The organism is Amycolatopsis balhimycina FH 1894 (genome assembly GCF_000384295.1).
In the GTDB taxonomy this organism is placed as follows: domain Bacteria; phylum Actinomycetota; class Actinomycetes; order Mycobacteriales; family Pseudonocardiaceae; genus Amycolatopsis; species Amycolatopsis balhimycina.
Window position 1 is genome coordinate 1,741,888 of sequence record NZ_KB913037.1, and the last position, 13,925, is coordinate 1,755,812.

A 13,925-nucleotide genomic window follows, 5' to 3' on the forward strand; every position below is an offset into this window, starting at 1 on the left:
GACGGTATGTCCTTCGCGGTCCGTCCCGGCCTGGTGACCGGCTTCGTCGGCCCGAACGGGGCCGGGAAGTCCACCACGATGCGCGTGATCCTCGGCCTCGCCGCGGTCGAGGAAGGCACCGCCCTGGTCGACGGAAAGCCTTACCGCAGTCTCCGGCACCCGCTTCGCCACGTCGGTTCCCTGCTGGACGCCGTGGCGCCGCACCCCGGCCGGAGCGCTCGCAACCACCTGCTCTGGCTGGCGCATTCCCAGGGCCTCGCGCCGCGGCGGGTGGACGAGGTGCTCGAGCAGGCCGGCCTGACTTCGGCGGCCCGGCGCAAGGCGGGCGGCTACTCGCTGGGCATGCGGCAGCGGCTCGGCGTCGCCGCGGCCCTGCTGGGCGACCCGCCGATCGTCCTGCTCGACGAGCCGTTCAACGGCATGGACCCGGACGGCATCATCTGGATGCGTGGGTTCCTGCGATCCCTGGCCGCCCAGGGCCGCGCTGTCCTGGTGTCCAGCCACCTGATGAGCGAGGTGCAGGACACGGCCGATCACCTGGTCGTCGCCGGGCGCGGCCAGGCCATCGCCGACACCGGCGTGGCCGAGCTGATCGCGGCCGCGTCCAAGAACCGGGTGGCCCTGCGGACCACGGCCCGGCCGGCGGCGACGAGCGTGCTCGCGCGGGCCGGCGCCACCACGACGGCCACCGGCCCGGACACCCTGATCGTCTCCGGCCTGGCGCCGGACCGCATCGTGGCACTGCTGAACCAGGCCGAGGTCCGGTTCTCCGAGGTGTCGGCGCACCGCGCCACGCTGGAGCAGGCCTACCTGGAACTCACCCGCGACGCGGTCGAGTTCCACGCCACGGCACCCGCGGAGGTGCCACGGTGACTCCGTTTTCCTCGTTGCTGCACGCGGAATGGACCAAGTTCCGGACCGTCCGCGGCTGGGCCGCCACCGTGGTGGCCGCGGCGCTGATGATGGTGCTGGTCGCCTTGCTCGCCGGGGCCGGCAGCGATCAGCACGGCGCACCGCCGGTTCCGATCGGCCCGGGCGGTGAACCGGTCACCGACAGCTTCTTCTTCCTGCACCAGCCGCTGACCGGAAACGGCAGCGTCACCGCCTCCGTTTCCGCGCTCGACGCGCACATCGCGCCCGACCTCGGACCCGGCACCGTGCCGTGGGCGAAAGCCGGGCTTCTCGTCAAGGACGGCACCCACCCCGGGTCGCCCTACGCGGCGATCATGGTCACCGGCAACCACGGGGTGCGGATGCAGGACAACTACGTCAACGACACAGCCGGTGCCCCCGGCGCGGTCTCCACCGCATCGCCCCGGTGGCTACGGCTGGACCGCTCCGGCGACCTGATCACCGGCTCCGAATCCGCCGACGGCGTCCGCTGGACCACGGTGGGTACCGTGCGCCTGGCCGCGCTCGGAACGACCGCGCAAGCCGGGCTGTTCGTCGCCTCTCCGGACGCCGTGCAGGGCCTCGGCACGGTGCCCACTGTCGCTACCGCCGTCTTCGGGAACTTGCGTACCGCAGGCGGGCAGCTCGGCGACCGGTGGACCGGTGACCAGATCGGGCCCGGATCCGCCGGCTTCTCCGGCTATCCGCGGCACATCTCAGGAGCGTTCACCCGGTCCGGCGGCAGCGTCACCGTGACCGGCGCCGGCGACATCGCCCCCGCCGTCCGCGCATCGCTGGGCACCGCCGGCACCGTGGCGGACCTCCTCACCGGCACGTTCCCCGCGCTGATCGCAGTCATCGCTCTCGGAGCGCTGTTCATCACCACCGAATACCGGGACGACCTGATCCACGTCACCCTGGCCGCCGGCCCGAGCCGGAGCCGGGTGCTGGCCGCCAAGGCGATCGTGCTGGGCGCGGTCACCTTCGTCGCGGGGCTGGCGGGGGCGGCCGTCGCGATTCCCCTGGGCGAGCACCTCGCGCGGGCCAAGGGCGTGTACCTGTTCCCGATCACGGCCGCCACCCAGCTGCGGATCGAGCTCGGCACCGCCGCCCTGCTCGCCACCGCCGCGATCCTGGCGCTCGCCGCCGGCACCGCGTTCCGGCGCAGTGCCGGCGCGGTCACCACCGTCACGCTGGTCATCGTGCTGCCCTACCTGCTGGTCGCGCAGATCCCGTTCATCCCCGCCGCCGTGATGGACTGGCTGACCCGGGTGACTCCGGCCGCGGCCTTCTCCGTCCAGCAAACGCTGACGCCGTACCACCAGGTCACCAGCATCTACACGCCCTACAACGGCTACTACCCGCTGGCGCCCTGGACCGGATTCGCCGTCCTGGCCGGCTACGCGACGGTGGCACTGGCCGCGGCGGCCGTCCTGCTCCACCGGCGGGACGCATGAGACCGGCCCTGCACGCGGAATGGACGAAGATCCGCACCCTCACCGGCCCCCGTTGGCTGCTGCTGGGCACCATCGCCGCGACCATGGCCCTGAGTGCGGCGATCACCTCGGTCATGACGTGCGACGCCACCGGTTGCGGCCACGACGCGGCCAAGCTCAGCCTCACCGGCGTCCAGCTGGGCCAGGCACCGGTCGTCGTCCTGGCCGTCCTGGTGATCAGCAGCGAATACGACTCGGGCCTGATCCGCACCACCCTGACGGCGATCCCGCACCGAGCCACCGTCCTCGTGGCCAAGTCCCTCGTCCTCACCGGCGTCGTCGCCGCGGCCGGGACCGTCGCGGTTCTCGGTTCGCTGCTGGCCGGGCGGCTCATCCTGCCCGGCCACGGCTTCACGGCCGCCCACGGCCACCCGGCCTTGTCCCTGGCCGACGGGCCGACCCTGCGCGCGACCGCCGGATCGGTCCTCTACCTGGTCCTGATCGCCCTGCTCAGCCTCGGCATCGCCACCGTCGTGCGCGATGCCGCCGCCGGCATCGGCACCATCCTGGGCCTGCTCTACCTCGTGCCGATCCTCTCGCCGGTGATCGACGATCCGCACTGGCAGCGGCTCCTGGCCCAGATCGGGCCGATGAGCGCCGGGCTCGCCGTGCAAGCCACCACTGACCTCGACAGCCTGCCCATCGCGCCATGGGCAGGCCTCGGTGTCCTCGCCACCTGGACGGGTGCCGCGCTTCTGGCCGGCGCCCTGTTGTTGCGGCTGCGTGATGCCTGATGCTCGCCATCGCACGATCTGCCGGTGCTGCCGGAACCAGGTGGCGTAGTAGGCCAGGTTCGTGCAGATGGCGGGCGACTGCGAACAAGGCACGAACCCGTTGACGCCTCCGCGGCCGGCCGCGGATCAGCCGTTCGGGGATGCCGGGTGGTCTTGTGGTCCGTCCGGCCGCCGGGGCCACCGGCCGCCGACCGTGCCGGCCAGGGCGACGGCGGCGGTGACGGACAGCAGCCAGCCGAGGCTGAGGGGAATGTCCCAGGCCGCGCTCAGAGCCCACACCAGCATCGCGAACGGAACCGTGGCCAGCAGCACCATCCGCAGGCGTCGCGCCGGCCGGCACCGGCAAGCCGCGGCGGCTCCCAACCCGGCGAAGACCACGAGGTCGAACGTGAGAAGCCCGCCAGTGGCCAGCGAATAGGCGAGCAGCGTCACGCAGGCGGCCAGCGTCAGGCGACGAGCACCGAAAATCCAGGCCGCGGCGACGGCGAGCCGGAGCAGTGCGGGGATCAGCAGCGCCAGGACCACGTTGTGGACGGGAAACCGGCTGTCGACACCGACCGTCATCGCACCGGCCCCGATCCGGTAGGCGGTGGCGGCGATTTCCGTGCTGAACGCGACGAGGAACGCGGTGATCAGCAGGGATGCCGCGCCGGGCAGGCGAAGCCGCAGCGCGAGGCCGATCACCCCGGCGGCCTGCCCGAAGCTGGGCCGGGCGCGACCTGCGTCGAGGTCGAGCAGCAGCCCGATCAGTTCCTCGCCGCGCGCGGCCCGGTGGCCGGCGGGCAGCAGCCGCAGCAGGCGGCGGTAACGCCGTTCCAGCGGCCCGGTCCGCTCCGACGGGCTCATCCGATCAGCCCGAGCCGGGGCGCCTGCTGCCCGGCACGCCGAGCGAGGCGGCGCTTGGCCGCGCGGGCCTGGGTGGTCATCCGCTGCGTCTCGGCCTCCACCGCGGCCGCACCCGCGTCTGTCAGCCGGTAGTAGCGGCGCAGCCGGCCGTTCTCCACCTCGTCGCGTTCGGGCTGGACGAGCCCGCGGGCGGCGAGGCGCTCCAGCGCCGCGTAGAGCGTGCTCGCCCGGAGCTGGATCCGGTTCCCGGACATCTCCGCGACCTCCGTCACCAGCCCGTACCCGTGCCGGGGCCGGTCGGCGAGCGCCGCGAGGATCAGGAACGACTGTTCGCTCAGTGACTTCACGCTCGAAGCATATACCATCTCGCGGTATATGCTTCAGACTGGCCAACCCGGCCGGCCGGCTACCGGCAGCGCGGAACGCGACCGGTTCGACGCCTTGACGCCGGGCCGGTGTTCGTTGATAGTGATGTCTCAATCCGAACGGCCGAGTGAGGACCACTCGCCACCCGAACTGTTAGCGCTAACATTCAGGCCGGTCGCCGCGGACCCGGCCCGGATCCAGGCGCCCCACGGCCCACCGCGAACCGGTCGGGCGCGCTGTCCCCCGTATCGATGAACAAAGGAGTTCATGATGCCTGCCCGGAAAACGTTCGGCCGGCTGCGCCGGAGGCTCGTCGTCTCCTCGGCCGCGGCGGCGCTCGCCTTCACCGGCCTTGTCACCTTCGGCGGCACCTCTCAGGCCGCCGCCCAAGGTCCCTGCGACATCTACGCCGCGGGCGGCACCCCCTGCGTCGCCGCGCACAGCACGACCCGCGCGCTGTTCGCCTCCTACAACGGCCCGCTCTACCAGGTGCAGCGGACGTCGGACAACGCGGTGCGGGACATCGGGCTGCTGTCCGCCGGAGGCATCGCCAACGCCGCCGCGCAGGACTCCTTCTGCGCCGGCACCACCTGCACCATCACCCGCGTCTACGACCAGACCGGCAGCAGCGGCAACACCCTCGTCTACCAGGGGCCCGGCGGGACCGGCGGCGCGGACACCGCAGCCACCGCGACCACCGAACCGATGACCGTGGGCGGGCAGAAAGCGTACGCGCTGTACATCAACCCCGGCAACAGCTACTTCGCCGGCGGCTCGGGCATCCCCACCGGCAGCTCGCCGGAAGGCGCGTACATGGTCACCAGCGGCACGCACGTCAACAACGGCTGCTGCTTCGACTACGGCAACACCGAAACCGACCACCACGCCGACGGAAACGGCGCCATGGACGCGATCAACTTCGGCACGGAATGCTGGTTCGGCGGCTGCAGCGGAACCGGACCCTGGGTACAAGCCGACCTGGAAAACGGCCTGTTCACCGGCGGCAGCAAGACGTGGAACCCCAACCAGGTCTCCGAAACCAGCCACTTCGTCACCGCGATGCTCAAGAACAACGGCACCACCCGGATGGCCCTGCAGGGCGCCAACGCCCAGTCCGGGAACCTGACCAAGTTCTACGACGGCGCACTGCCCGGCGGCTACAACCCGATGCACAAGCAGGGCGCCATCATCCTCGGCAGCGGCGGGGACTGCTGCCAGACCAACAGGAACGCCAGCGCGGGGACCTTCTACGAGGGCGCCATGACCAAGGGCTATCCCTCCGACGCCACCGACGCCGCGGTCCAGGCCAACATCGCCGCGGCCGGCTACACCACCGGCATCGCGCCCTTCACCCCGGGCTCGAGGATCTCCCTGAAGGCCACCACTTCCTGCTGCACCACCGACTACCTGCAGCACGACGCCGGTGACGACAAGGTCGTGATCGCGCCGGTGGCCTCGGGCAGTTCCGCGACCGACAAAGCCGACGCGACCTGGATCGTCCGGCCCGGCCTGGCCGACAGCAGCTGCGTCTCCTTCGAGTCGGCCAACGCGGCCGGCAGCTACCTCAGGCACTACGCGTTCGTGCTCCACCTCAAGGCGAACGACGGGACCACCCAGTTCGCCGCCGACGCCACATTCTGCCCGAAACCGGGAAACAGCGGCACGGGTTACTCGCTCCAGTCCTTCAACTACCCGGCCGAGTACGTCCGCCATTACGCCATGACCGGCTACATCGCCGGTAACGGCGGCACCAACGCCTGGGACACCACCTCACTGTGGCGCGAGGACACCAGCTGGCTCGTCGCGTCTCCCTGGAGCTGACGAAGAACCGGGCACGCAAGCGGCGGGCACGGCAGCCCTGCAGCGTCGCAGGGCTGCCGTGCCCGCTTCCTCCCGCTCAGGAGATCGTCCACACCTGGCTCGAGGCGCCCGTCCCGCCGAGCTGGCTGACCTGCGCACCGCTCGCGGTGGAGGACCCGGCCACCCCGATCACGAGGCCGCTGTTGACGTTTTCCAGGACGTACTGGCTGCCGGTGAGGCTCCCCACCAGGTCCGCGGCCCATTGCTGGCCGGCGGCGCCGGTGCAGGTCCACTGCTGCAGCTGGGTTCCGCTCGCCGTGGACCCGTCCGGGACGTCGAGACACAGCCCGCTGTTGACGTTGACCACCGTGAAGACGTTGTCGGAGAGCTTCGTCAACCGCCATTGCTGGTTGGTGCCCCCGTGGGCGGACCATTGGATGATCTTGCCGCCGGTCGCGGTCGAGGCACCCGAGGCGTCCATCACCATCGAGCTGTTGGCGTTCTTCAGCACGTGTGTGGTGGCGCTGGGCAGCCCCGAATTCGCCGACCACGTCCCCGCGGCGGTATCGAGGTTCCAGCTCGGGTACTGGCCCAGGTTGACCGTCGTGCCGCGGATCGTGAGCGGGAGCCAGATCAGCGGCGAATCGCCCATGGCATTGCCCGTCCAGCGGTCGCCCGCATAGATGTAGGTGGTCGCCGTACTGCCCTGGACCGTGATGATGTTCGCGGTCTGGCTGTTGTAGGTGTTCGTGCCCGGCGCCGCGAAGTTCCGGAACGCCGACCAGGGTCCGGCGAGCGACGTCGCGGTCGCGTAGACGTTGTCGTTGGTGGCCCACCCGGTCAGGTGCGAAGCCAGCAGGTAGTACGTCCCGCCGACCTTGATCACGGCCGGGGACTCGTAGTTCGGCAACGTCGCCACCGCACTCGCCACCGACGTGTAGTCCGCGGACAGCCGGTAGATGCGCAGGCTGCGGCCGGCGTTCTCGCTCAGCAGGTACGCCGACCCGTCGGTGTCCTGGTACAGACCGATGTCGCGGCTCTGGTTGCCCAGCGGCTGGAAGCTCCCCCGGTAGCTGTACGGGCCGCAGGGCGTGGGGCTGGTCGCCACGCCGACCCGCTGCTCGGAGTAGCTCGTGTTGTCGATGTGCAGGTACATCACGTACATCCGGGTGGTGGCGTTGTAGAGGACTTTGGGCCGTTCGACGATGCGGTTCGGCCCGAGGTCACCACTGCCCTGCTTCGCCAGCGCGACCCCCTGGTGGGTCCAGTTCGCCAGATCGGTGGACGTGTAGCAGGGGATGTCCTGGAAGGACGTGTTGGCCGTGGTCTCGCCGGTCTTGTCCTCGCCGAAGCCGTACCACGTGGTCCCGGCCTGGACGATGCCCAGGCCGTGCAGCTGCAACGCGCGGCCGCCGGTGTCGTAACGCGTGGCGCCGAGGGTGAACGTGTTCGCCGCCGCCTGCGCCGGTTCCGCGGGCACCAGGACACCGGCCAGGACGGTGAGCAGGACGACGAGCAGGGCGAGCGGCCGGTGTGCCGGGGTGCTCGGGTGCGGTGAGCCGGACATGCTGGATCCTCTCTGGTGACGGGTGCGTCAGCGGGCGGAGAAGTCCTGGTTGGTGCCGGGGGCGTTCTTGCACGGCCACTGGTCCAGCTGCTGACCGGTGTTGCCGCCGGCGCCGTAGACGTCCAGGCACAGGCCGCTGTTGCGGTTCTTGAACTGCCAGGAGCCGTCGGACTGCCGCTGCGGCAGCCACAGGCTGCCCGCCGACCCGGGCGCCGGTTGCTGGACGATGTCCGGGACGCCCTGCGCCGTCGAGTCGCCGGACACCGAGACGTCCTGGCCGGAGTTCCGCGCCCGCAGCTCGCCGTAGCCGCCGGAACCCGCGACGAACTGGAACTGCTGGTTGGCCTGCCCGGTGCAGGTCCACTGGTCGACGACGGCGCCGGCGGTACTCGAGTTGCCGTACACGTCCAGGCACAGGTTGTCGCTCGCCACCACCAGCGAGTGGTAGCCGGCCGGGAAGCCGCCCGTGTCGCCGGAGACGGTCCAGGTGAACGTCGCGGTCCCGGACGCGCCGGTGGTGTCCGTCGCCGTGACTGTCACGGTGTAGGTCCCGCCCGTGGCCGGGGTGCCGGTGATCAGGCCGGAGGAGGCGTTGATCGTCAGTCCCGGCGGCAGGCCGGTGGCCGCGTAGGCGAGGCTCTGCCCGGACGCCGAGTCCGTGGCGTGGATCTGCAGGCCGCTGATCGCCGTGCCCGCGGTCCCGGTCTGGTCGCCGGGGCTGGTGACGGTGACGGTGTTGCCACCCGTCGGACCCGTCGGCGTCAGGTAGATCGCGAAGGCGTCGTGCGAGGCCTGGAAGGTGAACGGGACCGTCACCGAACCGCCGGAGACCGTCACGTTCTGGCTGAAGACCACCTGCGGTGAGCTCAGCGGCGCCTGGTCCGGGATCCGCTGCACCACGACGCGGACGCTGCCGTTGCCGGCCAGCCACGGCACCGAGGACAGCCCGGTGAAGGCGACCGAAGCGGGACCGGTGTACCCCTTCTCGTCACCGATGACGGCGACGGCCCGGCCAGCCGCGCTGTCCTTGGCCGCCGAGATCGCGGTGGATCCGACCTGCCCGGAGGTGTTCACCAGCGTGCCCGTCATGTCCGCGTAGTCGCGAAGCACCCACCAGTGGCCGGTCGGCAGCCAGTTCCCGCCGCTCTGCGTCAGGACTCCGGTCAGGTTCGGCGTCACGCAGCAGACCCAGTTGCCCCGCATCGCGTTGACGTAGTTCGACTGGGCGAACCGCGCCACGTACCAGGCCGTCACCCCGGCGGTCTGCCGGTCGGCGGGCTGGTATTCGTTGGCGGACAGGGGGATGGGCGAGAGCCCGTTGTTCGTGAGGTACCGGGTGATCGACTGGCCGACCTGCACCGGGTCGTCCCCATCGCCCTCGTCGTGGTTGGTGATCTCGTCCGGCACGGTCCCGGCCGCCTTGGTGTGCGACAGGAAGGCGTTCCACTCCCCCGGGTTCTGGTCCGGCGTGAAGGCCAGCGACGGCCCCACGATCAGCGCACCCGGCGCGAGCCGGCGGATCTCCCGGTAGGCGGTGTCCCACATCTGGAAGTACTGCGGGCTGGACACCCCTCGCGTCCAGAACGCGGAGATGTCGGGCTCGTTCCAGATGTCGTAGGCGAACTTCAGTCCCGACCCCTGCAACGCGCCCACGGTGGCGTCGATGAAGCTGACCCAGTTCGAGCAGTTGCCGTTGTCGCACGGGTACATCGTGTTCGACGGCTGGCCGCCGTTCGCCCCGTAGATGTCGCTGACCAGCACCTGGTACTGCGCGTGGTAGGGCGGCTGGGTCAGCCGCTTCGCCTGCGCGATGATCGAGTTCAGGTCGGCCTTGGTCGCGGTGCCGTTCTGGTAGTTGTCCCTGATCCACCCGCCGGAGAACCAGCCACCACCGCGGAAGGCCGTGATGCCCAGCGGCTGCAGGTACTGGTCCGCCGGCTGCGTGCCGTCCTGGCTGATGCCGTACAGGAACCCCTCGCCGACGGCGGTCGACGGCCCGCGCGACGAGGAAAGGTCCACCGTCATCGACTCACCCGCCGCCGCGTGCCCCGAGGCCGCCGGCAGCAGCGGGAACGCCACCACCAGCACCGCGGCGATCATCGACGCCAGGCGCCCCGATCGGAGTTTCGTCCTCATCGACTCCTCCTGCGGTTCGGCGCCACCGCACTGTGGCGCGACACGACGGGACGCGGAGCGGGGACGTTCTGCGTCCGGTTCGGAAAAGTTTCGTCAGCGTCCGGGCGGGTCGCCGGGCGTCGAACCGGTTCGCGTAATCGGTTCGCCAGCATAGTACGAACCCCGCCGTCGACAGGTCAACGACGTCTTGCGCCCGACCGGCGCCGAGGACAGGCGCTGAGATCCGACCGGCGCGGTAAAACGCTTGCTACACAACGATATCTATCGTCAGTGCCACCCCGGCTGGGCACCCGGTTCCCGGCGGCGACGGCGGGCGGGACCGGAAACTTACATTCTCGCCGGACGCGCAGTCGAATCGGTTCGAGAAACGCCACCTTCACCCCAGGGTGCCGGCGACCCAGTCGGCGATGTAGGTGCTGGTGTGGGTCAGGTGGTCGAGGCCGATGTGCTCGGTCGCGCCCTCCTCCGCGGTGAAGATCCGCAGGTGGCGGTTCGGGCTGCGCACGGCCTGGTCGTACGACCGGTGCGCGTACGCGACCGGGATCTGCCGGTCGTTCTCCCCGTGGCAGATGAGGAACGGCACCGTGATCCGCTCGACGACGCCGTCGAGGTGCACGCCGTCGGCGTAGCCGAGGAACGCGTCGAGGTCGTCGTACCCCCAGACCCACTTCACGTGTTCCCAGTAGTGCGGCACCGGGCGCTCGCCCTCGCGCTCGACCCGGCGGCGTTGCACCGCGCCCCAGTTGTGGTTGGCGCCCCAGGCGACCACGAGGGCGAGGCGCTTCTCGAACGCGGCCGCGCGCGGGGCGAAGTAGCCGCCGAGGGACCAGCCGGCGAGCCCGATCCGGGCGGGGTCGACGTCGTCGCGGGTTTCGAGGTAGTCCACGCACGCGCTCGCCCAGCCCTCCGTCTCGACGCGGGCGGTGAGCCCCCGCAGGCGCAGCGCCTCCCCGGAACCGGGGCAGTCGACCATGAGACACGAGATGCCGCGGGCGGCCAGTTCCGCCCAGTGGCCCGAGGAATACATGTGTTCCTTCGTCGAGTCCAAGCCGTTCCACATGATCATCACCGGCGCCCGGTCGCCCGCCGAGCTGAAGTACGCGGGCAACGTCGTTCCCTCGAACGGGACTTCCACCCGGCTGATGCCCGGATCCTTGAGCTCGAACGCCTTCTGCTGCAGCTCCAGGACTCGGCGGTAGGTCTCGAGCCGCCCCGGCGCCGACGCGCTCTGCAGGCGTTCGGCCTGGCACAGGTAGTTGGTGGCGCGGGCGTAGAGCTGTCCGGCGGTGCGGGTGTGGCCGGCCTTCTCGGCTTCCTCGGCCTGGGTGACGAGCTGGTCGGTCAGCGTCGTCCACGCCCGCAGGAAGTCCGGGGTGCCCGCGTCCTCGCCCTGAGCGGCGGCCTCGCGGATGGGCCGGCAGGCGCGGTCGACCTCGTCGATGAGGCCGCCGCTGTTGAGGGTGGCGACGACGCCCAGGTTCCAGACGTAGTTGCCGGGAAAGTACTCGAACACGGGGGTTCCTCTCAGATTCGGGCTGCTTCGCTGATCGACTTGACGCCGCCGTGTGCGGTCATCCCGCCGTCGACGGGGATCTCGGCGCCGGAGATGTAGGACGCCTCGTCGCTGAGCAGGAACGCGACGAGCGCGGCCACCTCGGCTGCGGTGCCGGTCCGGCCGAGCGGCGTCTCGGCGACGTTCGCCGCGCGGAACCCGGGTGGCGCCGACGCCGTCATCGGGGTTTCGACGTAGCCGGGGTGCACGGCGTTGACGCGGATGCCGCGGCGGCCGAGTTCGAGGCAAGCGGCCTTGGTGAAGCCACGCAGGGCCCACTTGCTCGCGGTGTAGGCGACCGGATAGTGCCCGGTCAGCGCGGCGGCCGAGCCCACCACGACGATCGAGCCACCGGACGGCATCACCGGCACGACCGCGCGCACCGCCCGCAGGACGCCGCCGACGTTGACGTCCTGCACATGGGCCAGGTCGCCCGGGTCAAGGTCGTCGAGGCGGGCTCGCCAGGTGATGCCCGCGCTCGCGACCAGTCCGTCGACCCGCTCCAGACTCGCGGCGAGGCCGGCCCAGCCGGCGTCGTCGGTGACGTCGAGCTGCCGGTAGTCGATGCCGGGCAGGTCCGGCGCTTCGGCGAGGTCGACTCCGATCACCGTCGTACCCCGTGCGGCCAGCAGCCGCGCCGTCGCCGCGCCGATGCCCTGCCCGGCGCCGGTGACGACCACGACCTTGCCGGTCACCGCCGCCTCGGACGAGAACGGGCCGGGCGGACCGGCGGCAGGTCGTGACCGGCGACGACGGTGTTGCGGATCGTGCCGATGCCCTCGACGGTCATCTCGACGACGTCACCGGGCTTCAGCGGCGGCGGGTCCTGCGCGCCGCGGCGTCCCCACAGCTCGGCGAGACAGCCGCCATTGCCGCAGGTGCCGGAGCCGAGGACGTCCCCGGCTCGTACCCGGGTGCCGCGGGCGGCGTAGGCGACGAGCTCCTCGAACGGCCAGCCCATGTTCGACAACCGGTCGTGCCCGATCTCGGCGCCGTTGACGGACACCCGCATCGCCAGGTCGAGGAAGCCGTCACTGTCCACGGTGAACTCGTCGGCGGTGACGAGCCACGGCCCGAGCGTCGTCGCCGAGTCCTTGCCCTTGGCCGGCCCCAGCTGGACCTTCATTTCGCGGCGCTGGAGATCGCGGGCGGACCAGTCGTTGAAGATGGTGTAGCCGAAGATCGCGTCGGGGCCCATCACCGCGGCGACCTCCAGCTCGAAGTCGAACAACCGCGAACCCGGCGGAATCGGCACGTCGTCGTGCGCCCCGACCAGGGCGCACGGGTTGGTGAAATAGAACGTCGGCGCCTCGTACCACTCGGGCGGCACCGAACCCGGGGCGACCATGCCCTCGACGTGCTCCTCGAAGGCGACGAAGTCCCGCACGGTCGGCGGGTCGAGCGGCGGCAGCAACCGGACGTCGGCCAGCGGCACGGCGGGTCCACTGAGGACACCGGCATCGAGGGCGGCGGGCAGACCGGACCGCACCAGGTCCAGGACCGTCACCCCGGCCGGGAAGGCGCGGACACCCTCGTCCGTCACCACGCCCGCGTGCACCGCGCCGCGGTGTTCGTAGGTGGCGAGCCGCATCAGACGGGCGGGGCCACGAACAGGCCCTTGTCGGGGTCGTTGAACGACTTCTTCGCGACGAACTCGTCCATCGCGTTCGCAGTGCCCCACTGGTCCGACACCTCGGGCTTCGAGAAGTCGTGCAGCTGCGGGTGCCAGGCGTCCTCGTCGACCTGCTCCAGCTCGGTGGTGTACTCGACGGTGTTGCCGTGCGGGTCGAGGAAGTAGCTGAAGGTGTTGTGGCCGGCCAGGTGCCGGCCGGGGCCCCAGATCTTCTCGACACCCGCGCGCAGCAACCGCCCGGTGCCGCGCATGTACTCGTCGAGGCCACGCAGCTCGAACGACGCGTGGTGCAACGACGGGTGCGGGCCGCGGGCGATCGCCAGGCTGTGGTGCCACGCGTTGATCCGCAGGAAGTACATCATCTCCCCCATCCGCGGGTGCATGAGCGTGTCGGACAGGCGGAACCCGAGGTGGCGTTCGTAGAAGGCGCGGGTGCCCTCCGGGTCGGCCGAGTTGATGACCACATGCGACAGTCGCACCGGGACGGACTCGCCCTCCTCGATCCGGCGGTGGGCCCGGATCGCGACGTCGGCGCTGATCTCGATCGTGCGGCCCTCGTTGTCGAAGAACCGGAACCCGTACCCGGCGCCCGGGGTGTCCAGGACCCGGGGCTCGTGCACGAGCGTCACCCCGGCGGTGGCCAGCCGGACGGCGAGCGTGTCGACGTCGGCGGGCGTGGCCACGCCGAACGCGATCAGGTCGATCCGCTTGTCGTCGGCTTGGCGCAGCCGGACGACGTACTGCTCCGGTGAGCCTTCGGCGGCGAGGAAGGAGATGCCGGTGTCGGAGTGTTCCTCCGCCAGGCCCCAGGCGCCGGTGTAGAAGTCCTGCTGGCGCGCGAGGTCGGGCACGGCGAGGTCGACGTGCCGCAGGTGGGTGATCAGGCGATCGGTCACGGATTTCT

Annotated in this window: 12 protein-coding genes; 4 read left to right on the plus strand and 8 right to left on the minus strand. The window is 70.9% G+C overall.

Annotated features, from left to right (window positions below):
- Positions 1–6 precede the first annotated feature (6 nt).
- The 3 genes from A3CE_RS0107045 to A3CE_RS0107055 are packed head-to-tail and all read left to right on the plus strand — an operon-like array spanning position 7 to position 3,121.
- Positions 7–873 carry an ATP-binding cassette domain-containing protein gene (locus A3CE_RS0107045; RefSeq protein ID WP_020639370.1) on the plus strand — a complete coding sequence of 289 codons (867 nt, stop codon included), beginning with the start codon at positions 7–9 and terminating at the stop codon, positions 871–873.
- Positions 870–2,348 (plus strand): ABC transporter permease subunit, encoded by a 1,479-nt coding sequence (locus tag A3CE_RS0107050; protein WP_020639371.1) that lies wholly within the window; start codon positions 870–872, stop codon positions 2,346–2,348. The genes A3CE_RS0107045 and A3CE_RS0107050 overlap by 4 nt, the downstream gene beginning before the upstream one ends.
- A complete protein-coding gene (locus A3CE_RS0107055; protein ID WP_020639372.1) occupies positions 2,345–3,121 on the plus strand; it encodes an ABC transporter permease in 777 nt (258 codons plus the stop codon). Before A3CE_RS0107050 ends, A3CE_RS0107055 begins: the two co-directional genes overlap by 4 nt.
- A 126-nt stretch (positions 3,122–3,247) precedes the next feature.
- On the opposite strand, the gene A3CE_RS0107060 is transcribed toward A3CE_RS0107055, so the two are convergent.
- Positions 3,248–3,967, minus strand: a complete 720-nt coding sequence (locus A3CE_RS0107060) for a hypothetical protein (protein WP_020639373.1) — start codon at positions 3,965–3,967, stop codon at positions 3,248–3,250.
- Entirely contained in the window at positions 3,964–4,314 is a 351-nt protein-coding gene (locus tag A3CE_RS0107065) for a PadR family transcriptional regulator (protein ID WP_020639374.1), read from the minus strand. Before A3CE_RS0107065 ends, A3CE_RS0107060 begins: the two co-directional genes overlap by 4 nt.
- 286 nt (positions 4,315–4,600) lie before the next feature.
- Between A3CE_RS0107065 and A3CE_RS0107070 the strand changes: the two genes are divergently transcribed.
- Positions 4,601–6,154, plus strand: a complete 1,554-nt coding sequence (locus tag A3CE_RS0107070) for an alpha-L-arabinofuranosidase B (protein ID WP_020639375.1) — start codon at positions 4,601–4,603, stop codon at positions 6,152–6,154.
- 76 nt (positions 6,155–6,230) lie between these two features.
- Here A3CE_RS0107070 and A3CE_RS0107075 read toward each other — a convergent pair whose 3' ends face one another.
- From A3CE_RS0107075 to A3CE_RS0107100, 6 genes are all read right to left on the minus strand, one after another.
- On the minus strand, positions 6,231–7,700 hold the full coding sequence (locus tag A3CE_RS0107075; protein WP_020639376.1) for an RICIN domain-containing protein: 1,470 nt from the start codon (positions 7,698–7,700) through the stop codon (positions 6,231–6,233).
- Positions 7,701–7,727: 27 nt separating this feature from the next.
- On the minus strand, positions 7,728–9,836 hold the full coding sequence (locus A3CE_RS0107080) for an RICIN domain-containing protein (protein WP_051183744.1): 2,109 nt from the start codon (positions 9,834–9,836) through the stop codon (positions 7,728–7,730).
- A gap of 376 nt (positions 9,837–10,212) precedes the next feature.
- On the minus strand, positions 10,213–11,349 hold the full coding sequence (locus A3CE_RS0107085; RefSeq protein WP_020639378.1) for an alpha/beta fold hydrolase: 1,137 nt from the start codon (positions 11,347–11,349) through the stop codon (positions 10,213–10,215).
- Between the two features lie 11 nt (positions 11,350–11,360).
- The gene (locus A3CE_RS0107090; protein WP_020639379.1) at positions 11,361–12,083 is read right to left on the minus strand and encodes an SDR family NAD(P)-dependent oxidoreductase; all 723 of its coding nucleotides are present in this window, start codon (positions 12,081–12,083) and stop codon (positions 11,361–11,363) included.
- Positions 12,080–12,979, minus strand: coding sequence for a fumarylacetoacetate hydrolase family protein (locus A3CE_RS0107095; RefSeq protein WP_020639380.1), 900 nt, complete (start codon positions 12,977–12,979; stop codon positions 12,080–12,082). The genes A3CE_RS0107090 and A3CE_RS0107095 overlap by 4 nt, the downstream gene beginning before the upstream one ends.
- Positions 12,979–13,917, minus strand: a complete 939-nt coding sequence (locus A3CE_RS0107100; protein WP_020639381.1) for a VOC family protein — start codon at positions 13,915–13,917, stop codon at positions 12,979–12,981. Before A3CE_RS0107100 ends, A3CE_RS0107095 begins: the two co-directional genes overlap by 1 nt.
- Between the last annotated feature and the right edge of the window lie 8 nt (positions 13,918–13,925).